Raw genomic sequence first — 25,877 nt, forward strand, 5'->3', positions numbered from 1 at the left:
ATGTCAGAGACCCTTGCCACAGAACACGTTTCGGCCGAGGTCCCCGAATACCCGATGGAACGGGCCGATCGCTGCCCCTTCGCCCCGCCGCTGCCGATGCTCGAGATGGGCGAGGCCAAGCCGCTGTCCCGGGTGCGGATCTGGAACGGCACCACACCGTGGCTGATCACCGGCCACGAGGTGGCACGGGCGCTGTTCGCGGATTCGCGCGTCAGCGTCGACGACCGGCGTGAGGGCTTCCCGCACTGGAACGAGCACATGCTGTCGACGGTGAACAAGCGGCCACGGTCGGTATTCACCTCCGACGCCGAGGAGCACACCCGGTTCCGCCGGATGCTGTCAAAGCCGTTCACGTTCAAGCGTGTCGAGGCCCTGCGCACGGCCATCCAGGAAGTCACCGACGAGTGCATCGACGACATCCTGGCCGGGCCCCAACCCGCCGACATCGTCGCCAAACTCGCGCTGCCGGTGCCGACGAAGGTCATCAGCGAGATGCTCGGCGTTCCCTACGAGGACCACGAATTCTTCCAGCATCACGCCAACGTCGGGCTGGCTCGCTACGCGTCCGCGGAAGAAGGCCAGAAGGGGGCCATGAGCCTCCACAAGTACCTGATCGATCTGGTCGAGAAGAAGATGGAAAACCCATCCGAAGACGCGGTTTCCGACCTGGCCGAACGGGTGACCGCGGGCGAGATCAGCGTCAAGGAGGCTGCTCAGCTGGGCACCGGCCTGTTGATCGCAGGCCACGAGACGACCGCGAACATGATCGGCATCGGTGTGCTCGCCCTGCTGGAGAACCCCGAACAGGCTGCGCTCCTTCGTGATTCCGACGACCCCAAGTTCATCGCCAATGCCGCCGAAGAGCTGATGCGGTACCTGTCGATCATCCAGAACGGTCAGCGCCGGGTGGCCATCGAGGACATCGAGATCGCCGGAGAGACCATTCGCGCCGGCGAGGGGATCATCATCGACCTGGCCCCGGCGAACTGGGACGCGACCGCCTATCCCGAACCGGACAAACTCGACTTCACCCGCGATGCCGGTCAGCAGCTCGGCTTCGGCTACGGCCGGCATCAGTGCGTCGGGCAGCAGCTCGCGCGCGCCGAACTGCAGATCGTGTTTCACACGCTGCTGCGCCGTATCCCCACGCTCAAGCTGGCGATCCCGTTCGGCGAGGTGCCCTTCAAACACGACCGCCTCGCCTACGGGGTCTACGAACTTCCGGTGACCTTCTAGCACCGACCAGCCCGCCCCACAGCCCGATTGGAGTACCAACGATGTCTACCCCGACAGCTACAGGATCGCCCACCCACCCCCGGACGACCACCCTCTATCCCCCCGAAGGCTTCGGTGCTCCCAAGAACCGGCAGGGACACGCCTCAGCGGACGGCTCAACCGGGCTTCCCAAGGGCACCGAGATCTTTTCGGCGGACAACCACATCTCGGTCGCCGACGACATTTTCTACGAGCGATTTCCCGAGGAGCTCAAGGGTGCGGCGCCGCGCATCTGGTACGAGGACGGCGCGTACATGGTCGGCATGAAAGGCAAGGCCTGGACAGGTGGCGACTTCGGACGCGTGCTCATGCAGTACGACGACCTCGCCGGCGCCGCCTCCAACAACATCGAAGCGCGCATCCGCGAGCTCAAAGAGGACGGCATCGACACGGAGCTGGCCTTCCCGAACGCGGTGCTGGCGTTATTCCACTACCCCGACAAGTCCCTGCGCGAGCGCGTGTTTCGGATTTACAACGAACACATCTCCGACCTGCAGGAGCGATCCAATGGCCACTTCTACGGCGTCGGTCTGATCAACTGGTGGGATCCCAAGGGCACCAGGAGCACCCTCGAGGAATTGAAAGCCCTCGGGCTCAAGACATTCCTGCTGCCGCTGAATCCCGGCAAGGACGATGAGGGCAACATCTACGACTACGGCAGCACCGACATGGATGCGGTGTGGGACGAGATCGAGGCTTCCGGCGTCCCGGTCAGCCATCACATCGGGGAGACGCCACCCAAGACGCCGTGCCAGAACAACAGTGTCGTGGTTGGCATGATGGTCAACGTCGACTCCTTCCGCGAACAATTCGCGAAGTACGTGTTCTCCGGAATCCTTGACCGGCATCCGTCACTGAAGATCGGCTGGTTCGAGGGTGGGATCGCCTGGGTGCCAACCGCACTGCAGGACGCCGAGCACATGCTGGCTTCCTACCGGCACATGTTCAACCACGAATTGCAACACGACGTCCGCCACTACTGGGACAACCACATGTGTGCGTCGTTCATGGTCGACCCGCTCGGCCTCCAGCTGATCGACCGCATCGGAGTCGACAACGTGATGTGGTCGTCGGACTACCCACACAACGAGAGCACCTTCGGCTACAGCGAGAAGTCGTTGGCCACGGTCGTCGAGGCCGTGGGCCCTGAGGATGCGGTGAAGATCGTGTCCACCAACATCAAGAAATTCCTGGGTATCTCGTGACGGCCGTGTCGTCTCCGTCGTCAGCGGGTCTGGCGCTGCTCGACATTCCGGATCTGCCGGATCGCGCCCGGATGTACCGAGAATGCGGCGCCCGACTTCGCGATTCCATGCGGGAAAAGGGCGTCGACGCGCTCGTGTTGCTCGGCAACGGCAACGTCGTGTACGCCACCGGCGCGAGCTGGCCTCTGCTCGATGCGGGGCTGTCCCACGTCGAGCGACCGGTCGCGATCGTGCTCGCCGACGATGAGCATCCGCACCTTTACATGCCGTTCGCCGAGGGCAGCGCGTTCGACACCGAGATTCCCGCGGACCACGTCCACGGTCCGCTGTACCTCGAATTCGACGAGGGCGTCGACCATTTCGCGAAGGTGCTCGCGAGCCTGGTCCCGACCGGTGCCTCCATCGCGGTCGACGAGCTCACCGGCGCGATGCGACGAGCCGCTGAACGGCTGTTCCCCGCTGGGCCGCCGACCGATGCCGCACTCGTTGTGGGTCCGGCCAAGCTGGTCAAGACCGTGGACCAGATCGCCGCTGTCAGAAGAGCCTGCCGCATCACCGAGGAGGCCCTCCTCGATGTCCAGCCGCTGGTCGCCCCGGGCGTGACCCAGATGGATCTCTCGGCGCGATTCGTACGGCGCGCCTTCGAGCTTGGCGCCACGACGAACATGATCGAGGGCATCTGGCAGGTGATGCCGACTACCCGTAGCAGCGGTGCGGTCTGGACGACCACCGGCGACCTGGCGCTGCCGCTGCTGCCCACCGAGAAGCGGTTGGCCAAGGGCGACGTGCTGTGGACCGACATCAGCATCACCTTCGAGGGGTACTGCTCCGATTGGGGCCGTACCTGGGTGGTGGGGCAGGACCCCACGCCCGAACAGAACGCGAATTTCGCCAAGTGGCGGTCGATTCTCGACGCCGTGCTCGCCGTGACGAAGGCAGGCGCCACGGCAGGCGACCTGGCACGCGCGGCAATTGCGGCCAACGGCGGCACCAAGCCGTGGCTGCCGCACTTCTACCTCGGCCACGGCATTGGCACCAACGCTGCCGAAATGCCGATGATCGGAACCGATCTCGGCGAGCAGTTCGACGATAACTTCGTGTTCCCGGCTGGCATGCTGCTCGTACTCGAGCCCGTCGTCTGGGAGGACGGCACCGGCGGCTACCGCGCTGAGGAGATCGTGGTCATCACCGAGGACGGATACCAGTCCATCACCGATTACCCCTACGCGCCCTACGGACTGAGTTGACACATGGCTGAAGAGATCATCCCCGACGACCTCACCCTGCGCACCGGGCGGCGCGAGCGCGCCATCGCTGCAATGGACGCCCACGATCTCGACGTCCTGGTACTGGGTCGCCAGGCCAACGTCCGTTATGTGACCGGGGCGCCCCAACTCTGGGTCGCGGGCACCCGTCCGTTCGCGCCGATCTGCCTACTGGTGCGTGCCACCGGCGAGATCCACCTCAACAGCACCTGGGATGAGGGCATCCCCGAGGAGATCGGCCACGACCATCTCTACGGACTGGCCTGGAACCCCATGACCATCATCGAGGTGCTCAAGGGCATCGACGGCGCGGCGACCGCGCGTCGCGTCGGAACCGACGCCTTGTCACCGTCGTTCGCGAAGCTGCTACCGATCGCATTCCCCAACGCGGAACTCGTCGATGCCGAGGTGGCGATGAAGGCGGCCCGGCGGACCAAGACGCCCGACGAGATCCGGGTCTTGAGAAGCGCACTCGGCGTCGCCGAGCGCGGGCTCGCGGCGGCGGTGTCGGAGCTCGCGGCGGGCACCACCGAGCAGGCACTCAACGGCGTCCTCATGGAGGCGATGACCGCGGGTGGATACAGCACCTCGGCGACCCAGGACGGTGCATGGATCACGTCGCCCGACCACTCGTGGCGCGTCGGTCGGCGCGACCGCAGGATCGCCGAGGGGGACCTGGTGGCCTTCGCTGCCGGCGCGCTTGCCGACGGTTACGTCGGTGAGGTCGGCAGGACATGGCCCGTCGGTGACGTTCCCGGCGCCGATGCCCTCTTCGGTCGGTCGAATGAGCTGTGGGAGAGGCTGATCGACGCGTGCCGACCCGGCGCTTCGGCCGGCGATCTGCTTGCGGCCTACGACGCCGCAGGTGAGGCACTGCCGCCGATACCCGTGGCACACGGTCTCGGCCTCGGCTTCGACCCACCGGTGATCTCGCCCGACCTGCCGCAGACCTCGGCGCACGAGCGGCTCGAGCCGGGCACCGTGCTCGCCGTCACCGCCTACGTGTGGGAACGGGGCGTCGGTGCGGTGTTCCGCCGCGATGCCGTGCTCATCACCGACACCGGAGCCGAAGTGCTCACGGCCAGCCCGTCGCCGGCGCAGGCCGCGGCCGGAATCAGCTGAAGGAGAACCCATGTCTGAGAACGGCAGTCGACCATCCCCCGAAGAGCTCATCCTCTACGACAAGGACCCGAAGACCAAGATCGCGACGATCACCTTCAATCGTCCCGAGTACCTCAACGCGCCCACGTCGATGGCGCGGCTGCGGTACGCCGATCTGCTGCGCGCGGCGACAGTCGACAATGACGTCAAGGTCGTCGTGATCCGCGGCGTCGGTGACAACCTCGGGAGCGGTGCCGACCTTCCGGAGTTCATGGAGGGGTACGACAACACCGACCTGCGGCTGGCCGAGTTGCGGCTGGAGGACGACGGCGTCGGCGAGGTCAACTATCCACCGTCGGGAACGTTCCGCAGCGGGGCGACAATCAGCGCGTGGTACGCGAATGTGCAGGCGGGCAATCGGCCACTGCAGGAGCTGAAGAAGATCAGCATCGTCGAGGCCAAGGGCTACTGCTACGGATGGCATTTCTACCAGTGCGCCGATGCGGATCTCGTGATCTCTTCCGATGACGCCCTGTTCGGGCACCCCTCGTTCCGTTACTACGGCTGGGGACCGCGCATGTGGACGTGGATCCAAATGATGGGCCTGCGCAAGTTCCAGGAGATGGTCTTCACCGGACGCCCGTTCACCGCCGCCGAGATGTACGACTGCAACTTCCTCAACAAGGTGGTGTCGCGGGATCAGCTCGAGGCTGAGGTCGACAAGTATGCGCGCGCGTGCGCGCGAAACCGGCCCGTCGACACGGTGTTCCAACAGAAGATCTTCTTCGAGGTCTACAAGCAGCACCAGGGCGAGTACATGGGCAGCCTGCTGTCCGCGTTCTTCGAGTCCATGGGTAGCGGTGTCGCCAACGACGATTCGGACGACCTCGACATGATGGAATCGATCGACAGCGGGCTGGCCGCCGCGGTCAACGACAACGACAGCAAGTTCCCGCCGGACTTCCGGTTGAGCAAATCGAACCGCAAGAAGGACACGTAGCACCTGTGGGGCCGCTGAACGGCTATACCGTCATCGACCTGTCCGTCGGCATCGCGGGTGCCTACTGCACCAAACTGCTCGCCGAGGCCGGCGCCACGGTCATCAAAGTCGAGCCGCCCGAGGGTGATCCACTGCGCCGATGGTCGGCCTCGGGTGCCGAGATCGCACCGGGTGACGACGGGGCGTTGTTCAGTTTCCTCGCGTGTTCGAAGCACAGCGTGGTCGCGGACCCGGACGACGACATCGATGACGTCAACGCGTTACTCGACGGCGCCGACGCGGTCGTGTGGTCGCGCGGGTCGACCGTCGCCGAACATGTCGTGCTCACACCTGCCGCGATCCTGTCCGCACACCCCCACCTGACGGTCACCTCGATCACGCCGTTCGGTCTCGACGGGCCCTGGTCTGACCGTCCCGCAACGGAGTTCACGCTGCAGGCGTGGTCTGGCGGTATCGTCGGCCTCGGTCGCGGCTCGGCCGATCGCGCACCCGTGTACGTCGGCGGGCAGGTCGGTGAGTACCTGGCGGGTGCCTATGCGAGCGCCGCGACGCTGGCGTCGCGATTGCGGGGCGGCGCAGAACTGGTCGACCTGTCGATGCTGGAGACCCAGATCCTCGGCCTGACCTATTACCCGGTGGCCTACTACGAGATGCTGGGCAGGCCATGGCGCGATGCCAGGCGGTTGACGGTGCCCGGGATTGCCCGCGCCAGAGACGGTCTCATCGACATCGGCTGCGGCACCGCGCAGCAGTGGTTCGACCTGTGCGCGATGACGGGGCATCAGGACTGGATCGACGAGGATTCGCCGCTGTCGATCACCGAGCAGGCCAACGAGAAGTCCGATGAGCTGTACGCGTGGGTCGAGAGTCAGACCGTCGACGAGATCAGGGACCTGGCCACCGCGTTCCGGATACCGAACGCCCCGGTTGCCAACGGGGCCAACGTCACCGGTCTCGATCACTTCGTCGAGCGTGGCTCCTTCGTGGTCAACCCCCGTGATGGCTTCTCCCAACCCGGCCATCCCTATCGGATGTCGCCGATGGTGCTTCGCGAGCCGGAACCTGCGCCGCGGCTGGGTGAACACACCCAGCACTACCGTTCGCGCGACAGTCATCCGCGTCGCGAAGGCGACGCCATCTCGGTCGGCCTACCGTTCAGTGGGCTGCGTGTACTCGATATGACGACGTTTTGGGCGGGCCCGTCGTGCACACACATCCTCGCGATGCTCGGCGCCGAAGTCATTCACGTGGAATCGACCCGGCGTCCCGACGGCACCCGGCTGATCGCTGGTATTCCCGTCACCGAGGACCAATGGTGGGAGAAGTCGCCGATCTTCTCCGGGCTCAACACGAACAAGAAGGGGTTGACTCTTGATCTGCAGAGCGCGGCCGGTCGCGAGGTACTCAACCGCCTCATCGCCACCTGCGATGTGATCGTCGAGAACTTCACGCCCCGCGTGATCGATCAGATCGGTCTCGATTTCGCTGCCGTGCAGGCTATTCGGCCGGACGTCGTCATGCTGCGGATGCCCGGCTTCGGTTTGGACGGCCCGTGGCGCGACAACCCGGCCTTCGCCTACGTGATCGAAGCCGCATCGGGAATCAGCTGGCTGACCGGTTATCCCGACCGCAACCCGTACGAGCCTTATTCGGTCGGCGACCCGAACGCCGGCATTCATGCTCTCAACGCCCTGCTCGTGGCGCTCGAGCACCGGCGCCGCACCGGGCACGGAATGCTCGTCGAGGCCGCGATGGTCGACGCCGCACTGAGCGTGGCCGCCGAACAACCCATCGAGTTCTCCGCCTACGGCGCACTGCTGAACCGCGACGGCAACCGCGGACCGACCGCCGCACCGCAGAACTTGTACCGCACCAACGAGATCGACGAGTTCGGGCGTGCCGACTGCTGGGTTGCTGTCGCGGTTGAGACCGACGAGCAATGGGCGGGTCTCTGCGAGGCCGTCGAGCGCCGCGACTGGGCGACGGACGCCGAATTGAGCACCGCGACGGGCAGGCGCGCCCGCCACGACGACATCGACGAGCACATCGCTAAGTGGTGCATAGACCGTACCGGCGACGACATCGTCGACGCTCTGTGGGAACGCGGTGTGCCGGTGGCCAAGGTCATGCAACCGCACCGCCAGACCGAGATTGCGCAACTGGCGGCTCGCGGCTTCTTCGAGGACGTCGGGCATCCGGTCAACGCCCGAACGCCGCACAGCACCCTGCCGTTCACGTTCTCGCGCGGCCCGGAGCGCGTCCACACCGCGCCGGCTCCGCTACTCGGCCAGCACAATCACGAACTGCTGTCCGAGCTGGGACTCACCAACGACGAGATCGCCGAGCTTGAAGCGCAGGGCGTGATCGGACATGCCCCGGCGATGGGGCCCAGCAAGGCCAAGACGGGCTAGCCTCGACCGGTGACCATCGAACCGTCGGACATCCTGCTCACCGGCCGGGTCGCGGTGGTGACCGGCGGGGGAGCGGGGATAGGGCGCGGCATCGCCGACGGGTTGACGAGGTTCGGGGCGAAGGTCGCCGTCTGGGAGCGCGACGCCGAAACCTGCGCATCGACCGCGGAAAGTCTTGGCGCACTGGGCATCGTCGTCGACGTGAGAGACAGCGGGCAGGTCGATGCGGCACTGCAGCGCACCGTGGACAACCTCGGCGACGTCTCGATTCTGGTGAACAACGCCGGCGGAGTGTTCAAGTCGCCGCTGCTGGACACCACGGAGAACGGCTGGGACGCGCTGTACAAGAGCAACCTTCGCCATGTGCTGCTGTGCACGCAACGGGTGGCGCGGCGTCTGGTGGCGGCCGGCCTGCCTGGCAGCATCATCAACGTCACGTCGATCGAGGGCGCCCGTGCGGCACCGGGCTATGCGGCGTACGCGGCGGCGAAGGCCGGCGTCATCAACTACACGAAGACCGCGGCCCTCGAGCTGGCGACCCACAACATCCGCGTCAACGCCTTGGCCCCCGATCTGACACTGACCGAAGGCATCATCGCGCTGTCCGGCGGCAGCATGCAGGACAGCGACGCTCCCGGCATTCCGATGAACCGGCCCGGCCATGTCGATGAGATGGCCGGGGCCGCAGTATTTCTCGCATCCGAGCTGTCGAGCTATATCACCGGCCAGACCATTCACGTCGATGGTGGCACGCACGCCGCGAGCGGCTGGTATCACAACCCGCAGACTGGCGATTACCAACTGGGTCCGGATTGATCGCCACTCGACGCCTCAGTGCGTCCAGCCCTCGGCGATCTGATCGTCGAATGCGCGGTCGATACGCTCGAACCTGCGCTGGATCGAGGCACGTGACGCCTGGTGTGGGATGACGTAGAGACGGTTGGCGAGAATCGCTTCGGCTGTCAGCCGCGCGACGTCCTCAGCCCGAACCTCGGGGTCCGTCGCCGCCGACGGCAGCTCCTGCGGGGGTTCGTCCGACGACGCGGGGCCGTAATCCGAGCTCCTGACCGCCTGGCTGTTGGCCATCAAGCCGGTGTCCACGATCATCGGGCAGAGCACCGAGACCCCGATCCCGTTGGCGCGTACCTCCCGCGACAGCGTCTCCGCCAGAGCCACGACGCCGTACTTCGCGACGCAGTACGGTCCGAGACCCACGTTCGGGATGAGGCCGGCGAACGACGACGTGAAAAGTATGTGGCTGTCTTCGGCCTGCGCGATCATCCGCGGAAGAAACGCCTCGACACCGTGGATGGGTCCCCACAGGTCGACGTCGATCACGAAGCGCCAGTCGTCGTGGCTGGTCTCTGCGATCGACCCCGCATACGCGATGCCCGCATTGTTGAAGACGACATGCACGGTGCCGAAGACCCGGAATGCCTCGTCGGCGAGGTGGACGACGTCGTCGAGCTTGCGGGTGTCGCAGACCACGCCGTGCGCGTCGAACCCGTCGTCGCGCAGCGTCGACACCGCCTCCTGCAGGCCGGCTTCATTGATGTCGGCCAGCATGAGACGGGCGCCGCGACGCGCGAATTCGTGTGCGGTGGCGAAGCCGATTCCGCTCGCCCCTCCGGTGATGACTGCAGCGCGCCCTTGAAAACTGTCCACGGCGCGACCCTATGCGGTCAGCGCGATCCGTTCGGCGGATCCCACGACGGATCGCCCAATTCGGCGCGAATGACGCCCCACGGATCGGCGTAGATACCCGGAGCTTTCCAGTAAGCGCTCCTGCGCTTCATCACCGCCCGGACGACCGGCACGATCAGGCGCGCCGGGTGTCGCTTCCACCCGAACGTGTCCGTGAGCTCGGCCATCATCTCCGACCACGAGTAGTGCTGGAACTTCAGCGCTTCCTGCGCACGCATGGTGTCCATCCAGTCGGTCACGAACCAGTCGGTCTCGCTGGCAGGGTTGCCCGGCCTTCCCTGGGGAATCGCCCCCGCCATACCCAACGCCTCGACAAGGGCCGGCGCGAGGTCGCCATAGCAGCGGCGGTGTGACTCGTCACCGGCGATCAAGAGGATTTCGCGTGCGGCGTCCGCGGTGGTCGCCGCCGCACATGCCCATGCGACATCGCGGACGTCGACGGTCTGCACCCTGTTGTCGCTCGGTAGTGCGCTCGCGAACAACATGGCGTCGGCGCTGAGCGGCAGCGCCGTGAGATCGGCGCTGAGCACGCCGCCGAATCGCAGCACCACCCATTCCAGGCTCGACGACCGGACGATCTCCTCGGCCTCTGCCTTGGTCCCGCTGTAGATGTCGACGGGTCGCATCGGGTCGTCTGTCGTCAGCGGCAGGGGAGTGAGATGCGGGTTGCGGGGGCCGAACACCGCATTGCTGGACGCGTGGACGAACCTGGGTGGATTCGGTTGCGCCTCGGCGATGCGTACCAGCGTCGCCGTCGCGTCGACGTTGACCCGCCGCGCCACTTTCGGGATGCGGTAGATCGCGGGGGCGATGATCGCGGCGAGGTGGATGATCGCGGACGGGGTGGTTTCGGAGACCAGTCGCTGAACCTGTTCGGTGTCGGTGAGATCGGTCCACCGCGTTTCGACGCCTGGCGGGAGCTTGTGCGCGGCTTTGACGTTGGCGGGTGTCTCCAGGTCGGCCACCACCACCCGCCGCCCCAGCGCCGCCAGCCGCCGCACGGTCGCGGAGCCGACGAGGCCGAAGCCGCCGGTGACGAGTACGCTGTCCGACATATGTCTCCTACCTGCGGATATGTTATTCTCTTTTTCGGAGAGTACTACTACTCGAGGTATCTCGGGTAACGGGGCACAAAGTTGGGAACAAACACATCATGAGCGACGGGGCGGACAAAAAAGTAGCCAAGTGGGATCCCGATCTCACGCGTCAGATTGCGGGCCGGGTCGGCCCCTTGATCAAGCGCTACTTCCGCGCGGAGGTGCGCGATCTGGACCATGTGCCGGCCGCAGGCGGGGCCCTGGTGGTGTCCAACCATTCCGGTGGCATGTTCACGCCCGACGTGCTCGTCTTCGCGCCGGAGTTCTACAAGAAGTTCGGTTTCGACCGTCCGGTCTACACACTCGGGCACGACATGATTTTCTTCGGTCCCATCGGGGACCTGCTGCATCGTGCTGGAGTCATCGAGGCGAATCGGGAGAACGCCGCCCAGGCGCTTCGGGACGGCGCGCTGGTGCTGGTGTTCCCCGGCGGCGATTACGACTCGTATCGTCCGACGTTCACCGAGAACGTCGTCGACTTCAACGGCCGCAAGGGTTACGTCAGGACGGCGATCGAATCCGGGGTGCCGATCGTGCCGATGGTGTCGATCGGTGCGCAGGAGACCCAACTGTTCCTCGCCCGCGGCGACTCGATCGCCCGGCGGCTGGGTCTCCATCGTCTACGGGCGGAGATTCTGCCGATCAGCGTCGGGTTCCCGTTCGGGCTGTCGGTGTTCTTCCCGCCCAACCTGCCGTTGCCGTCCAAGATCGTCACCCGGATCCTGGAGCCCATCGACGTCGCCGCTGAGTTCGGTGAGAACCCCGACGTCGAGATGGTCGATCTTCATGTCCGGGCCGTGATGCAGAAGGCGCTCGACGAACTCGCCAGCGAACGCCGCTTTCCTGTGCTTGGCTGACGGATCGTGGCAGACACTCTGGGACTCCTTCAAACGCTCTGGCGCGCGCGGCTGATAGCCCCGATGCGCCCCGACCGGTATCTGCGGATGGGCGCGGCGGTACGCCGGGTCGGCATGACCGCCACGTCGGGCTTCGCGACGGCCGCGCAGCGGTGTCCCGACCGGCCCGGCCTGATCGACGAACGCGGCACCCTCACCTGGAAGCAGATCGACGATCGTTGCGATGCCCTCGCCGCGGCGCTGCAGCAATTAGGAGGAGCGGCACTCGGTCCTGATGTCGCCGCTGGCGCGGCTCCGAAAACCATTGCCGTGATGTGCCGTAACCACCGGGGTTTCATCGAGTCGCTGGTGGGAGCCGACCGCATCGGCTCCAACGTCCTGCTCCTCAACACGTCGTTCGCCGGTCCCGCACTCGCCGAGGTCGTCGAGCGTGAGGGCGCCGATGTCGTCATCTACGACGAAGAGTTCACGGAGATCGTGAGCCGGGCGCTCGAGGGCAGGCCGGAAACCACACGCATCCTGGGTTGGACCGACCGCACCGACGTCGAGCTGACCGTGGACAAGCTGATCGACCGTCATGCCGGTCAGCGGCCCCGGCCCAGCGAGCGTAAGAGCGATATCATTCTGCTCACGTCGGGCACGACGGGAACACCCAAGGGCGCCAAGCGTTCTGCCGGCAGCGGTGGTGCCGGCGATCTGAAAGCGGTGCTGGACCGGACCCCCTGGCGCGCGGAGGAACCGATCGTCATCGTCGCGCCGATGTTCCACGCATGGGGGTTCTCGCAGCTGTTGTTCGCAGCCTTGCTGGCCTGTCCGATCATCACGCGGCGCAAGTTCGACCCAGAAGCGACGCTGGACCTGATCGATCGCTACAGCGCGACAGGCCTGGCAGTGGTGCCCGTCATGTTCGACCGCATCATGGATCTGCCCGACGACGTGCGCAACCGGTACAGCGGTAGGTCATTACGCTTCGCCACCGCATCGGGGTCACGCATGCGTCCCGACGTCGTCACCAAGTTCATGGACCAATTCGGCGACGTGATCTACAACAACTACAACGCCACCGAGGCGGGCATGATCGCCACCGCGACGCCTGAGGATCTGCGCGTCGCACCCGACACCGCGGGAAAGCCCGCCGACGGCACCGAGATCCGGATCCTCGACGAGTCGTCGAACGAGGTGCCCACCGGTGAGACGGGGCAGATCTTCGTTCGCAGCGGCACACTCTTCGACGGGTACACCTCGGGCACCACCAAGGACTTCCACGAGGGTTTCATGGCATCGGGGGATGTGGGCTACCTCGACGAGAACGGCCGGCTGTTCGTGGTCGGCCGAGACGACGAGATGATCGTCTCGGGCGGCGAGAACGTCTACCCCATCGAGGTCGAGAAGACGTTGGCCGCGCACCAGGAGGTGGCCGAGGCCACCGTGCTCGGAGTCGACGACGAGCAGTACGGCCAGCGATTGGTCGCGTTCGTCGTGCTCGAGCCGGGTGCGTCGGCTACACCGGACACCCTCAAACAGCACGTGCGCGAGAACCTCGCCAATTACAAAGTGCCGCGCGAGATCACGGTGCTCGACGAACTGCCCCGCGGCAGTACCGGCAAGATCCTGCGCAACGAACTACGCAACTCCTAGCCCAGCGCGGGGGCAGGCGCCATCGCCGTGTCGACGGTGCTCAGCGGCGGCAACCCAGCGGCCGCGCGGATCTCGTTCAGCCCATGGACCATCGCGTCGGTCGCCTCGTGGATGTCGTCGAACGTCTCGTCGTCGGACAAGATCGAGATGTCCACCTGGTCGACGTAGCTCCACACGGTCATGTTGAACGCGCTGCCCGCCGAGAGCACCCCGATGGAGTAGATCTCACTGACCGGCGCGCCGCCGATGTGGCCACGCTCGCGCGGACCGGGAACGCTGGACACCGCGACGTTCATCAGCCGGTTGTGCGCGGCGCGCTTCGATTGCCATCGAAGCAGTGCCGGGGTCACGGGCGGCGGTAGGTACTCCATCAGCTGTCCCTGCAGCTTCGGTCCGAGGAGTTCGTAGTCCTCCTTGGCGCGGGCGGTGGACAACGAGGTCAGCCGGACCCGTTCGAGCGGATCGTCGATGTGGATGGGCAACGACACCGAGAGCCCGCCGATCTCGTTGCCGGTGACGCGATCCGGTGACAGGTCCGTGCTGACCGGCACGGACGCGATCAGCGGACGGTCCGCGCGCCCGTCATATCGCAACAGCAGTTCGCGCAGCCCGCCCGCGGCCGTGGCCAGAACGATGTCGTTGAACGTGACGCCCAGTGTCTTGGCGGTCTCCTTGACCTCGGCCAACGACAGTGACGCCGTGGCGAAGGTTCGCACCGGAGAGATCACATGATTGAGGAACGTCGGTGGCGTGTGAAACATCTTCGCCAGGTCGGGATGATCGCTGCGCTCCTTCTTGCGCCGCCACAGCCGGGTGAATCCCTTGGCTGCGTCCCGCGCCAGCCCGGGCAGCGCCGCGGCGTGCGCGACGTGATCGCGACCCGCCGCCGCCAGCAGTTCGGTCGGTGTCGGCTCTTCGCAGACCACGTAGTCGTCGTTCTCGTCAGCCGTCGAGCCGGTCAGGTCCATGAGCCGGGCGAGCAGATTCGCCGAGGCCACGCCGTCAGCCAGGGTGTGGTGCACCTTGCCGATGAGCGCGAAACGGTCGTCGGCCATGCCCTCGGCGAAATGAAACTCCCACAACGGACGAGTGCGGTCCAGCGGCGTGCTGGCGATCCGGCCGATCACCTCGTCGAGTTCGCGACGGCCGCCGGGAGCGGGCACCTGGACACGGCGCAGGTGGTAGTCGAGGTCGACGGGGCAGTCCTCGATCCACATGGGATGGTGCAGTTTCCAAGGGATGTCGATCAGCCGGTAGCGCAGCGGATCGAGCAGGTGCAGCCGACGGGCCACGGTCCTACGGAACACGTCGAAGGTGAACTCGCCCGGATAATCGGCGGCATGGATGATTGCCACCTTGAGCGTGTGGGTGTGCAGATTCGGCGTCTCGCTGTACAACAGCATCGCGTCCATGCCATTGAGTCGCTTCACATCCCACCCCTTCGGACGGGTTCTATGCAACCACTCGGTACCCCATGATCGGGTGCTTTCGGCGAACGGGTTGGCGCGGAGCTGCTTAGGCGGTGATCGCTTCCAGCGCCGAGCGCGTGTCGAGGTCGACGAACGCGGCGCCGTAGCGCTGGGCCAACGCGAGGCAGATGTCGGCGCCCTGCCAGGCGTCCCCGCCGGACAGCGTCGCCATCCAGATGGCCAGCCCGTGCGCGACGGAGGCTCGGTAGCGCAGCCACACCTCGTCGGCGCTGGGCAACTCGTCGGCGGGCAGCTCGAGCGCCCCGCGGTATTCCGCCACCAGATCGCGCTCACCGCGTCTGCGGTCCTCGATGGTGAGCGCGCCCTGCAGGAAGTAGCCGAGATCGAGCGACCAGTTGCCGCGACGGGCCATCTGCCAGTCCAGGAAGCCGACCTCGTCGTCGGGCAGCAGGTAGGTGTTGCCGATGTGCGGATCGCCGTGCAGCAGCGTGGGCGGCGACTCAGAAGATCCCGCCAGCGTGCCGATGTAGCGGGCCCAGATGTCGACGAACAACTCGTCGCCGCTGAGCGCCGGAATCTCCGGGGGTACCGTATCGCCCAGCCGCTCGCGCGCGATGTGCAGCGGCGCGTACCGCATGCCTTCGAATGCGACGAACGGTTCGAGCCAACTGAGGGTCGGGTGGGTGTCGAGCCGTTGACCCCAGAACCGGCTGTGCATCCGCGCAAGCCCACGAACACCGTTGGCCACCTGATCGATGGACATCGGCCGGGTCGAGTCACGCGGATCGGCGCCCCTGGCGACGACGTCCTCCATGATCATCAGGAAGTCGGAGCGGTCCTCGTCGATCAGCGCCGCGTAGACGGTCGGGTGGTCGAGTCCGAGCTCGACGCCCGAGGTGAATAGTCGCGGTTCGTGATACAGCCCGCTGGTCAGCGCAACGAGTTCGACGTGCTCGGGATCGACGGCCTTGGCGAATACCGTCGCGGGGCCCGAACCAGCCGAATACGTCAACGCCAACCGCGCCCGCTTGTTGGTGCCGTCGTCGCGCAGCACCACCGTCACACCGTCGACGACCGCGCCGGGATGGTGGCGCGTGAGTGCCGCCGTCATCCAGTCGGGGCTGATGTCCTCCCAGCCGCGCGGCAGCGACAGCTCCGCGACAGTCACGTTGCGCCAGAACCTATTTCAGGCAGCTGCCGCCGTCGACCGGCAGCGTCACGCCGGTGACGTAGCGCGCCTCGTCGGACGCCAGGAACAGCACGGCGTTGGCAATGTCCTCGGGCTCGACCCAGCCGATCGGCAACGTGTGCATCATCTGTCCGACGACCTTCATATCTTCCGGGCCGGGGTTTTCCAGGTCGGGGCGGAACAACCGCATCGTCGGCTCGTTCATGAACAGGGGGGTGTTCACGTTGGTCGGGTGCACGGAATTGACCCGGATGTTCTGTGCGCCGAGCTCGACGGCGAAGGTGCGCATGAGGCCCACCACACCGTGCTTGGCGGCGACGTAATGGCCGGTGTGCGGGTAGGCCTTGAGACCGCCGACTGAGCTGGTCAGGATGATCGAGCCGCCGCGGCCGCCCTCGAGGATGTGCGGCACACCGGCTTTCACGGTCTTCCACACGCCGCCGAGGTTGACGTCGATCATTGCGGTCCAGTCGGTTTCGCTGGTCTTGTCCAGTGTCTGGCCACCGTTGCCGATGCCCGCGTTCGCGACGATGATGTCCAACCGGCCGAGCTGCTCGACGCCCGCGTCGACCGCGGCCTTCAACGCGTCGTAGTCGCGGACATCGACCTCTGCGGTGTAGATGCGACGGTTGTGGCCCTTCACCAGATCCGCAGTTTCGGCCAGATCCTCCGGCGTGGACGCCTCGATCAGGTCGACTGTGTCGATCTTCTTACAGATGTCGACGGCGATGATGTCGGCGCCCTCGGAGGCCAACCGCACCGCGTGCGCGCGGCCCTGCCCACGCGCCGCGCCGGTGATGAACGCAACCTTGCCTTCTACACGTCCTGCCATGTCTATCAATCCTTTTGGTGGTGGTTGGATATTTCAGGGAACGAAGGTGGGCATGGATTTCCAGCCGCGGACCGCCGTCGTCTGGGACGGCTCGGCATTCGGCCAGTCGACCTCCCAGGTCGGGAACCGCTTGAGGATCTCCTCGAGCGCGATGCGGCCTTCCAGACGGGCCAGCGCGTTGCCCATGCAGAAGTGCGTGCCCGCACCGAATGTCATGTGCGAGTGCTGCTCTCGGTGGATGTCGAAAACATCGCCATTCGGTGGGAACCGGCGGTGGTCGCGGTTGGCCGCTCCGATCAACAGGAGTATCGCGCTTCCTTCCGGAATCGTCTGGCCGTGGTACTCGGCGTCGCGCGCGACGTACCGGGCCATCTGCAGTGCCGGCGGTTCCCAGCGCAGGATCTCTTCGATCGCCTGCGGGATCAGGTCTGGGTTCTCCACGAGTTCGCGGCGCTGATCGGGGTTTTCGGCCAACGTCTTGCCGGCCCAACCGATCAGGCGGGTGGTGGTTTCGGCGCCGGCCGTGGCGACGACGGTCAGGTACATGAGCAGTTCTTCTCGGCGCAGCCGTCGCACCGTGCCGGTCTCGTCGGTGAATTCGACGTTGAGCAGGTCGGTCATGATGTCGTTGGACGGATGCTCGGTGCGGTAGTCGATGAACTCGGCGAATACCTCGCCGGTGGCCATCAAGTCGACTTCCTTGCTCTCCAACGTCGCTTCGCCGTGGTCGGCCACCCGACGCTGATGCTCTTCCGGAATACCCAGCAGCATTCCGATCACCCGCATCGGCATCTGCTCACCCAGGTCGTTGACGAAATCGAACTTGCCGCTGCCGACGAGCGGGTCCAGGCACCGTGCGGTGAACTCGCGGATCTGCGGTTCCAGGGCGAGCACCTTGCGTGGCGTGAACATCCGAGACAGCAGATTGCGCTGGATGTTGTGTAGTGGGGGGTCCTCGAAAATCAGTGTGCCGGGCGGGATCTCCATGCCGGACTTGATGATTTCGAGCAGTGCGCCGCGGCCGGAGATGAATGTCTCGTGGTCGATCAACGCCTTGTTGACATCTTCGTAGCGGCTCAACGCGTAGAAGTCATGCTTGTCGTTGTAGTACAGCGGCGCTTCCTCGCGGATGCGGGCGAACACCGGGTACGGGTTCATGTTCAGCTCGACGCTGTACGGGTCGTAGTACAGCTCGTCCGCCGTTTTCACGTCGGAATTCTCAGCACTGATCGTCACGGGTCGCCTCTCGCAGGACCAGAAAGGTATAAGACAAATGGCTGTCGTTTGTCTCACAACTCTGGCATCGGCTCCACAATGGTGTCAACCGGCGACTCGTTTCGGGCAATTTATACTCTCCGCTTAACAGAATCGGCTTCTCATCGTTGTTCCGCGAAGCGCAGAAGAGCCTCTTGGCCGTAGGACGCGACCAGCACGCCGTCCTCGGTGAGCACATCGCCGCGACCGAAGCTGCGGCCATGGGCGAGAACCGGGCTGTGTTGGCGCAGCAGCAGCCAGCCGTCGGTGCGAAACGGCCGATGGAACCACACCGTGTGCGACGTGACGGCCGAAGTGAACGTCGTACCGTTGCCCCGCTGATCCGCTCCCTCGATCGGGCGCAGGGCGGTGCCGATGAGCGTCAGGTCCGTGGCGTAGGCCGCCAGTGCCGGCGCCATCTCCTGGGCGACGGCTGGGGTCCGCATCCAGAACTCGAACTGCGGGGCACCGATGGTCGTCGCGTTGAGATCGATGGACGCCCTTGTCTCCCAAGGGATCAGGTCGAGCGGCAGCATGTACTCCGGACCGAGCACCGGCCCTACGCTCTCGACTTCCTGATGTTCGGGGCCGCCCTCGACGGCGTGCATGCTGACCGACGCCGTGGCGATGACACCACGGCTCTGGGTGGCCGTGATGGTGACCGTCCCGAACGACCGCCCCTCGTGCGCCCGGACAGCCTCGTAGCGGACCGGTTCATCGGCTCTGCCCTCGCGGGTGAAGATCGCGTGCTGGGATTTGACGGCTTTCTCCGGACAGGTGAGCGCTGCGATCCGGAGGAACTGGCCGAGCAATTGGCCACCGAACACCCGGTGGTACTCCAAGTGTTGATTCCGGCCCTCGTACTCTGCGGTCACCCCGTCGCCGGTCGAGGTCTTGGTGATGTCCAGGCAGCCGAGCAGATCGGTCCAGAGATCGGGCACCCGCCCAGTGTAAGTCAGATTCTCGGCGCTGAGAACGTAATTCTCAGGCCGATCAAGCCCTAGCTGGCGGTGAATCCGTGCGCGCAGAAGTCCCAGAGTTCGTCGGCAGTGATCGGGCGCGATGCCGCGTCTTCGGACTCTTCGCCGCTGGACTGTGCGTTGAACATCACGGTCTGCATGGTTATCGCGGCCATCCGCTTGGGGTTGATACCGGCACGCAGCTGACCTGCGGCGCTGGCTTCTTCCATGAGCTCGGTCAGCAGCGCCAGCAGCGGCGCGTGGGCGATTTTGACCTCGGACGGATGTGAGACGAGCAACCGAGGGGCGAAGTCGGTGAACAGGGGCCGCTTGGCCGTCGGGTCCGGACGCGAGGACTCGAACAGCAGCTGGATCGCCACCCGTAGCCGCTCGATCGGCTCGTCCGGGCCGCTGGTGGCGGCGCGGATCTGGTCGGCGGACCGGGACAGGGCGTCTTCGAACAACGCCAGCAGCAGCTCGTGCTTACCGTCGAACTGCAGGTAGAAGCTTCGTAGCGACTGGCGTGAACGGTCGACCACCTCTTGTACGGTGAAGTCGGTGCTGCCCTTTTCGATGATGATCGCCTGGGCGGCGTCGAGGAAGCGCTGAACGCGCTGAGCGGCCCGGAGCTTCGCGGTTTTGATCGATCGCTCGACCGCGCGCTGCTTCCAGGCGGGTTCTTCGCTGGGGATGGTCACCGGCGGCTCGGATGCTGTCCGAGTGGGGAGAACATGGACTGACTGTACCGGAGAACGTCTTGCCATTGCGGTCCTCGACCCCCTCGCGGCCAACGTGTCAGAGATTGTAACTTTCTCACGTGGAGAATAGTATTCTCCTTTTACTGGCAACAGTAGTCTTACCAAAATTTTGATCCGCCGGGAGCACTGTGCAGCTGACCTTCGACGCTGACGTCGAGGCGTTCCGTGCGGAGTTCGTCGCGTTTCTCGATGCGCACCTGCCGCACGACGCCGAGGCGCTGGAACGGTCGGGTTCCAGCAGCCACGTTCCCGAGTGGGCCAGACGCTGGCAACGGCTCTTGTTCGACAACGGCTGGCTGTGTCCCGGCTATCCGCCCGAGTTCGGCGGCCGCAACGCCACGATCCTGCAGCAGTACGTCCACCAAGAGGAATTGGCACGGCGCCGGACCTACCTCACCTTCAACCCGCAGGGCGTTGGCATCATCTCCGCGTCGCTGATCTCATTCGGCAACCACGAGCAGCAACGGCGCTGGGCGGTGCCGATCCTGCGGGCCGAGATGACCGCGTCACTGGGGATGAGTGAACCCGGCGCGGGCTCCGATCTCGCGTCGCTGCGTACCCGCGCGGTCCTCGACGGTGACGAGTTCGTCGTCACCGGCCAGAAGGTGTGGACGTCAGGCGCGCACGACGCGGACGTGCTGCTGACTTTTGTTCGCACCGATCCGAACGCGCCCAAACACAAGGGCATCAGCGTCCTAATGATCCCGACCGATCTGCCCGGGGTGGTGCGGCGCCCTTTCGCCTCGATGTGCGATGTGGAGGACCTCGATTTCAACGAGGTGTTCTTCAACGAGGTACGGGTACCCGCGAAGAACCTCGTCGGCCCCTTGAACGAGGGGTGGCGCGTCGCCAACGGATCCCTCGGCCACGAGCGGAACATGTTGTGGCTCAGTTACGCAGATCGGCTGGAGGAGATGGTCGAGGACTGGCGGCCATCGTCGACGTTGGACCGCGACCGCTTCGCCACGCTGGTCATGGACAACCAAGCGCTACGCCTGCTCGGGTCGGTCGCACTGGCCAAGGCCGCACGCGGCGACGAGGATCCGTCGGCCATGTCGGTGCTCAAGCTCCTCGGCTCGGAGGCGTCGCAGTTGGCGGCGGAGTACGCGCTGTCGGCGACGGGTCCCGATGCGCTGGCCTCACCCGGTTTCTCGGGTCCTTACAGCGCACAGCATCTCGATCTGTACCGCTCGGCGTGGTTCGAGCGCTATGCCCGCACCTACGGCGGCACGATCGCCGGTGGGACCTCTGAGATTCAACGCAACATCATCGCCCAACGAGTGTTGGGCTTACCTCGCAATTAGGAATCACGTGTACATCGATTACGAAGTCGCAGAAAAAATCGCCACCATCACGCTGAATCGGCCCGAGGCCGCCAATGCGCAGAACACGGAGTTCCTCGACGAACTCGACGCGGCGTGGACCCGCGCGGCGGAGGATCCCGAGGTGGCGGTGATCATTCTGCGCGCCAATGGAAAACACTTCTCGGCGGGTCATGATATCCGCGGGGGTGGGCACGTCCCAGACAAGATCACGCTTGAGTTTCTGGTTCAGCATGAGCAACGTCGCTATCTCGAGTACACGCTGAAGTGGCGTAATACGCCCAAGCCGTCGATCGCCGCGGTCCAGGGACGCTGCATTTCCGGCGGACTGCTGCTCTGCTGGCCTTGTGACCTCATCCTGGCCGCCGACGACGCGCTGTTCTCCGATCCGGTCGTGCTGATGGGTATCGGGGGAGTCGAATACCACGGCCATACCTGGGAACTGGGGCCTCGCAAGGCGAAGGAGATCCTGTTCACCGGACGGGCGATGACCGCCGACGAAGTGGCCGCCACCGGAATGGTCAACAAGGTGGTGCCTCGCGATCAGCTCGATGCCGAGACCAGGTCGCTGGCCGAGCAGATCGCGAAGATGCCGACTTTCGCTCTGCGGCAGGCCAAACGCGCGGTCAACCAGACGTTGGACGTGCAGGGCTTCTACGCGGCCATCCAGTCGGTCTTCGACATCCACCAGACCGGCCACGGCAACGCGCTGAGCGTCGGGGGCTGGCCCGTGCTCGTCAATCTCGACGAGATGAAGGCCAACATCCAATAGCGTCTCCCCGGTCTCAGGCGCGGCTGGTTTCCGAGGGGACGTCGTATCGCTCGATGTAGTCGGCGAACCGGTCCCTGATCTCGCCGGCCTGCAACCCGTAGTCCTCGAGCCGATATCCGTGGGTGCCGAAGCGGCCCTTGGGATTCGCCGCGACGCAGGCGGTGAGGGCGGCGCGGTCCCGCTCGTCGAGTTCGCGTCCACAGGCGGCGTAGATCTTCTCGACGGTGCCGATCGGATCGCCGACGAGGTCGGCGTATTGGACGTCGACGATTTCGCGCTCGGAATGTGCGCGTCGGAACGCTTCGCTGCGATCGATCGACTCGGCCAGCAGATCGGTCCAGTGCGCGGCGATGTACGCGGTGTGGTCGGCGTCGCTGAACGTACCGGTGAGCGTCGATATCAGGCTGCATGCCGATGCGCACAGCACCGTCGGATCACGATGCAGAAGAACAAGTTTCGCATCCGGGTACTCCGCGGCCAGCGCCGGTAGCGCGATCGCGTGGTTGGGGCTCTTCAAGGTCCACCGGCCGCGGCGGCCGCCGCTCTGCAGCACCTGTAGCACCCGCCGGTGATAGGCGTATGCCGATGTGTAATCCGCGCCGAGCAACCACCGACTGTAGTCTCCGACGTTGGCCATCGCCTCCCAGGTCAGGCTCTTGAAATCCTGGCCAAGAAGCGTGATGCACTCGGTCGGACCCTCGGCGTCCTCGTGATGGACGATCTTCATCTGCGGATTCAGCGACTCGAGCATCTCGATGGCCTCGTTGGCGGCATCGACCCGGGGACCGGAGCGGTAGTTCTCCGGCGAGGGCGGCGGCACGCTGTCGGCGGCCTCCCATCGCAACAGCGCGCGGTTCGCGGGATCCTGATCGAACAGTTGGCTCAGGAACGTCGTGCCCGCCCGGAACAGGCCGATAACCACCAGCGGGGCGTCCACCGGTTCGTCGCGGATCGCGGGGTGGTGGTTGTGCCAATCGTGGATTCGCAGTCGGTTGACGAGGCCGCCGATGATGTTCTGCTCCAACGCGAACCGGCCGATGTCGTTGAGCTGGGCCTGCTCGTCGATCGATGCGCAGAGCACGGTCAGACCCTCGACGAAGTCGTCGGGTCCGAAGTCCTCGGAGCCGGCGGTTTCTACCGCAGCCGACATGACGGCATCCGGGTTGAGCCCCGGCGCCTGCGTGCTAGTCACCCGCGACCGTCACGACCGTGCGCCCCATGGTGCGACGCTGCTCGTGGTCGTCGAGTGCCGCAGCGACCTGATCCATGGTGATCGTCCGACCCACCACGGGTCGAACCGACCCGGCGGAGACGAGTTCGAGCAGCGCCGCATGCACCTCGCGGCCAACCTCGGCTCCGAACATGTTGAGACCGAACCGGCGGAAGTCGACGGGCAGCTCGCCGTAGCCGAGGATGACGCCGAGGACCGAGAAATTGCCCATCGACACCTTACGCAGCGGACGGCCGGTGAGTCCCGATTGCGGGTCGTCGTTGAAACCGACTGGCAGGTAACGGCCCTCGCGGGCCATGCAGGTCCACACGGTCTCGGTGTGCTCGCCGCCGACCAGGTCGACCGCGACGTCGACGCCGCGTAGGTCGGTGCGCGCGTTCACCTCGTCGAACAGGTCGGCGGAGGTGTGGTCGATGAAGGATGCGCCGAGCTCCTCGCACAGCCGTCCCTTGTCGGGACCGCCCGCGACCGCGATGACGCTGGCTCCCGCGGCGACGCCGAGCTGGATGACCGCTGTGCCGACAGCGCTCGCGCCGCCGACGACGAGCAGCGTCTCGCCCGCAGTCAGCTTCGCGCGCCGGTGCAGCGCCAGGTAGCCGACGTGGAAGGGCAACGTGAAGGCCGCTGCGGAGACATCGTCGAGATCCGCTGGTGCATCGAATGTTCCGGTCACCGGCGCCACCGCGAACTCGGCCATACCACCCAGCGACTGGTTGGTCATGGCCACGACCCGTCGGCCCACCCATTCGGCCGCACCCTCGCCCGCCGCGTCGACCACGCCGCAGACGTCCATGCCGAGGGTGAACGGGATCTGGCCCATGACGCTGGCCACGGTGCCGCGGCAACGGGCGATGTCGCCGAAATTCACCGAGGCCGCCGACACCGCGATGCGGACCTCCCCAGGACCGGGCTCGGGGATCGGAACGTCGGCGACTTCAAGTGCTTCTGTGGGATCGCCGTGCCTGACGACGCGCACTGCCTTCACAGCGAGTTACGGTAATAAGCAGGGTTGCTTATGTCAACGAGCTGCGGGCGCGGCCACCGCGGCGGCGGCCATCGCCACCAGGTTCGCGACGAACGGTTCATGCTCGAGCTGTGGGCGGCCGTGGCGTGCACGTCGCTCGAGCAACCGAGCGCGGTCCGCGATGGCCCGGAGGATGAACATCACCATCAGTGAGAACCGTTCGGTGCGAAGCTCATCGGTGAGATGTCCGGTGCGCTCGGTCAGCAGCGCGAACACGTCGTCGCCGCCGGTGCTGGCCAGCACGGCCTGCAACTCGGCGCTGTACTGCGCCCGGTCCTCACCGGTCAGCTCGGCGATGATCAGCAGGCAGCATCGTCCGCGCCAGCCGCTGTCCGCGAGTTCGGCAGCTGGCCGCACGAGCGCTTCGATGACGGATTCGAGCCCCGCCTGGCGCCTGGCCGCCTCGAGCAGTTCACCTTCGCGGCGGGCGAGGAACTCCGCGTGTCGCTCGATGACCGCGCACAGCACACCGTCGCGCGAACCGAAGTGGTAGCGCAGTGCCGCCCGGTTGCGCTGCCCGGCCTGGCGGGTGATGTCGATGAGGGAGGCGTTGAAGACCCCGTCGTGAGCGAAGGCGCGGGCTGCGGCGTCCAGCAGTCCCGCCCTGGTCTTCGACGCGTCGGGTGGCACCCGTGAAGTCTAGGGTCCTTCGGCGTGGGTGCGAGCGACCGCAAAATGTACGCGCAACGCGGCGTGTCTACGTACAGACGCGGTCGCTCGCGACGCCGTGTGAGCCCGGACGAGACAAGGGGGGGTCGTTAGAGGTGGGCGAGACGGGGGACCGAGCCGCGGGCGCGCAGTCCCGCTCCGGCCCTGCGCGTGAGTTCTCTTGAGCTGCCGAGCAACCCGTCGAGAACTAACGTACGTTCGATGTGGTGGTGCAGCTCGTGTTCGGCGGTGAAGCCGATGCCGGCCAGCACCTGCTGGCAGTGTTTGGCCGCGGTGAGCGCTGCCTTGCCCGCGGCCGCCTTGGCCAGCAGCGCGGTCAGGTCGGGGTTGTCGTCGCCGGGTAGCGTCAGCGCCGCCTCGGCTCCTTCGATCGCCACGAGTGTTTCGGCGAGGCGGTGCCGGATCGCCTGGAACGACGCGATCGGCCGACCGAATTGGACACGGTCCAGCGCATGCTGGCGGGCGAGGGTCAGCATCGCCCTGGCGCAACCCGCCAGCCACCATCCGACCGCGCGTCGCGCGTCGGGCAGTCGAGGATGCCCGCCCTCTTCGACCCGGCGCAGTGGCAACCCGCCCAGGGCCGTACTCTCGTCGGCGCAGGCGTAGTCCCACACCACCCAGCCGCCGCCCGCGTAGGGGAGCGCCGGGTTCGAGCCCTCGTCGGGGCTCGAGGCAAGCAATACGACATCGTTGAGAACTGAAGCGTGCGAGCCTGTTTCACCCAACAGGCGGAACACGAGCGGGATGGCCACCTCTGACATGTCGGACAGCATCTCGGACCAGCCGAGCTCAGCCAGTGCCGCATCCAGTTCGGTGCCGGAGGTCGACAGCATCGTCTTGCGCAGGCCGTCTTCGAGGAGTTCCAGTGATTGGGCGTCCCATTC

General features: G+C 65.8%; 23 protein-coding genes. 11 read left to right on the forward strand and 12 right to left on the reverse strand.

Annotation, left to right across the window (positions count from 1 at the left end):
- The 7 genes from M1248_RS00435 (at position 1) to M1248_RS00465 (ending at position 9,073) form a co-directional block, all read left to right on the forward strand.
- Positions 1-1,236 (forward strand): cytochrome P450, encoded by a 1,236-nt coding sequence (locus tag M1248_RS00435; protein ID WP_317147225.1) that lies wholly within the window; start codon positions 1-3, stop codon positions 1,234-1,236.
- Between the two features lie 41 nt (positions 1,237-1,277).
- Positions 1,278-2,480, forward strand: coding sequence for an amidohydrolase family protein (locus M1248_RS00440; protein ID WP_317147226.1), 1,203 nt, complete (start codon positions 1,278-1,280; stop codon positions 2,478-2,480).
- A gap of 71 nt (positions 2,481-2,551) precedes the next feature.
- The gene (locus tag M1248_RS00445; protein WP_410506607.1) at positions 2,552-3,727 is read left to right on the forward strand and encodes a M24 family metallopeptidase; all 1,176 of its coding nucleotides are present in this window, start codon (positions 2,552-2,554) and stop codon (positions 3,725-3,727) included.
- 3 nt (positions 3,728-3,730) lie between these two features.
- On the forward strand, positions 3,731-4,867 hold the full coding sequence (locus M1248_RS00450) for a M24 family metallopeptidase (RefSeq protein WP_317147228.1): 1,137 nt from the start codon (positions 3,731-3,733) through the stop codon (positions 4,865-4,867).
- A gap of 10 nt (positions 4,868-4,877) precedes the next feature.
- Positions 4,878-5,846, forward strand: coding sequence for an enoyl-CoA hydratase/isomerase family protein (locus tag M1248_RS00455; RefSeq protein WP_163729972.1), 969 nt, complete (start codon positions 4,878-4,880; stop codon positions 5,844-5,846).
- A gap of 5 nt (positions 5,847-5,851) precedes the next feature.
- Positions 5,852-8,257 (forward strand): CoA transferase, encoded by a 2,406-nt coding sequence (locus tag M1248_RS00460; protein WP_317147229.1) that lies wholly within the window; start codon positions 5,852-5,854, stop codon positions 8,255-8,257.
- A gap of 9 nt (positions 8,258-8,266) precedes the next feature.
- Positions 8,267-9,073, forward strand: a complete 807-nt coding sequence (locus tag M1248_RS00465; protein ID WP_163729970.1) for an SDR family NAD(P)-dependent oxidoreductase — start codon at positions 8,267-8,269, stop codon at positions 9,071-9,073.
- A gap of 15 nt (positions 9,074-9,088) precedes the next feature.
- Here M1248_RS00465 and M1248_RS00470 read toward each other — a convergent pair whose 3' ends face one another.
- Together M1248_RS00470 and M1248_RS00475 are read right to left on the reverse strand one after the other, a co-directional pair.
- Positions 9,089-9,922: an SDR family NAD(P)-dependent oxidoreductase gene (locus tag M1248_RS00470; RefSeq protein WP_163729969.1), complete on the reverse strand. Its 834-nt coding sequence runs from the start codon at positions 9,920-9,922 to the stop codon at positions 9,089-9,091.
- 17 nt (positions 9,923-9,939) lie between these two features.
- Positions 9,940-11,016, reverse strand: coding sequence for an NAD-dependent epimerase/dehydratase family protein (locus tag M1248_RS00475; protein WP_163729968.1), 1,077 nt, complete (start codon positions 11,014-11,016; stop codon positions 9,940-9,942).
- 98 nt (positions 11,017-11,114) lie between these two features.
- On the opposite strand from M1248_RS00475, the gene M1248_RS00480 reads away from it, so the two are divergent.
- A complete protein-coding gene (locus M1248_RS00480; protein WP_163729967.1) occupies positions 11,115-11,915 on the forward strand; it encodes a lysophospholipid acyltransferase family protein in 801 nt (266 codons plus the stop codon).
- A 63-nt stretch (positions 11,916-11,978) separates the two neighbouring features.
- Complete coding sequence (gene fadD12 / locus M1248_RS00485) at positions 11,979-13,553, forward strand: acyl-CoA ligase FadD12 (protein WP_317147452.1); 1,575 nt, start codon at positions 11,979-11,981, stop codon at positions 13,551-13,553.
- Here fadD12 and M1248_RS00490 read toward each other — a convergent pair.
- From M1248_RS00490 to M1248_RS00515, 6 genes are all read right to left on the reverse strand, one after another.
- Complete coding sequence (locus M1248_RS00490; RefSeq protein WP_163729966.1) at positions 13,550-14,983, reverse strand: WS/DGAT/MGAT family O-acyltransferase; 1,434 nt, start codon at positions 14,981-14,983, stop codon at positions 13,550-13,552. The two genes, fadD12 and M1248_RS00490, sit on opposite strands and share 4 nt — an antisense overlap.
- Positions 14,984-15,068: 85 nt before the next feature.
- Entirely contained in the window at positions 15,069-16,151 is a 1,083-nt protein-coding gene (locus M1248_RS00495; RefSeq protein WP_317147230.1) for a phosphotransferase, read from the reverse strand.
- A gap of 13 nt (positions 16,152-16,164) precedes the next feature.
- Positions 16,165-17,004 carry a mycofactocin-coupled SDR family oxidoreductase gene (locus tag M1248_RS00500; RefSeq protein ID WP_163729965.1) on the reverse strand — a complete coding sequence of 280 codons (840 nt, stop codon included), beginning with the start codon at positions 17,002-17,004 and terminating at the stop codon, positions 16,165-16,167.
- Positions 17,005-17,037: 33 nt separating this feature from the next.
- A complete protein-coding gene (locus tag M1248_RS00505) occupies positions 17,038-18,162 on the reverse strand; it encodes a cytochrome P450 (protein WP_232076562.1) in 1,125 nt (374 codons plus the stop codon).
- 218 nt (positions 18,163-18,380) lie between these two features.
- Complete coding sequence (locus M1248_RS00510) at positions 18,381-19,199, reverse strand: acyl-CoA thioesterase (RefSeq protein ID WP_174262069.1); 819 nt, start codon at positions 19,197-19,199, stop codon at positions 18,381-18,383.
- Between the two features lie 59 nt (positions 19,200-19,258).
- Positions 19,259-19,981, reverse strand: a complete 723-nt coding sequence (locus M1248_RS00515; RefSeq protein ID WP_163729963.1) for a TetR/AcrR family transcriptional regulator — start codon at positions 19,979-19,981, stop codon at positions 19,259-19,261.
- Between the two features lie 122 nt (positions 19,982-20,103).
- Between M1248_RS00515 and M1248_RS00520 the strand changes: the two genes are divergently transcribed.
- Together M1248_RS00520 and M1248_RS00525 are read left to right on the forward strand one after the other, a co-directional pair.
- Entirely contained in the window at positions 20,104-21,279 is a 1,176-nt protein-coding gene (locus M1248_RS00520; protein WP_317147231.1) for an acyl-CoA dehydrogenase family protein, read from the forward strand.
- A 7-nt stretch (positions 21,280-21,286) separates the two neighbouring features.
- Positions 21,287-22,069: an enoyl-CoA hydratase gene (locus tag M1248_RS00525; protein WP_317147232.1), complete on the forward strand. Its 783-nt coding sequence runs from the start codon at positions 21,287-21,289 to the stop codon at positions 22,067-22,069.
- Positions 22,070-22,082: 13 nt separating this feature from the next.
- On the opposite strand, the gene M1248_RS00530 is transcribed toward M1248_RS00525, so the two are convergent.
- The 4 genes from M1248_RS00530 to M1248_RS00545 all read right to left on the reverse strand — a co-directional run bounded on the left by M1248_RS00530 (position 22,083) and on the right by M1248_RS00545 (position 25,826).
- Positions 22,083-23,261 (reverse strand): sulfotransferase, encoded by a 1,179-nt coding sequence (locus M1248_RS00530; RefSeq protein WP_317147233.1) that lies wholly within the window; start codon positions 23,259-23,261, stop codon positions 22,083-22,085.
- The gene (locus M1248_RS00535; RefSeq protein WP_163729959.1) at positions 23,254-24,285 is read right to left on the reverse strand and encodes a zinc-binding alcohol dehydrogenase family protein; all 1,032 of its coding nucleotides are present in this window, start codon (positions 24,283-24,285) and stop codon (positions 23,254-23,256) included. Before M1248_RS00535 ends, M1248_RS00530 begins: the two co-directional genes overlap by 8 nt.
- A gap of 33 nt (positions 24,286-24,318) precedes the next feature.
- The gene (locus tag M1248_RS00540) at positions 24,319-24,954 is read right to left on the reverse strand and encodes a TetR/AcrR family transcriptional regulator (RefSeq protein ID WP_163729958.1); all 636 of its coding nucleotides are present in this window, start codon (positions 24,952-24,954) and stop codon (positions 24,319-24,321) included.
- A gap of 128 nt (positions 24,955-25,082) precedes the next feature.
- Positions 25,083-25,826: an acyl-CoA dehydrogenase family protein gene (locus tag M1248_RS00545; protein ID WP_317147453.1), complete on the reverse strand. Its 744-nt coding sequence runs from the start codon at positions 25,824-25,826 to the stop codon at positions 25,083-25,085.
- Positions 25,827-25,877 lie beyond the last annotated feature (51 nt).

The sequence above is a fragment of the Mycobacterium sp. 29Ha genome (genome assembly GCF_032883055.1).
In the GTDB taxonomy this organism is placed as follows: domain Bacteria; phylum Actinomycetota; class Actinomycetes; order Mycobacteriales; family Mycobacteriaceae; genus Mycobacterium; species Mycobacterium gallinarum.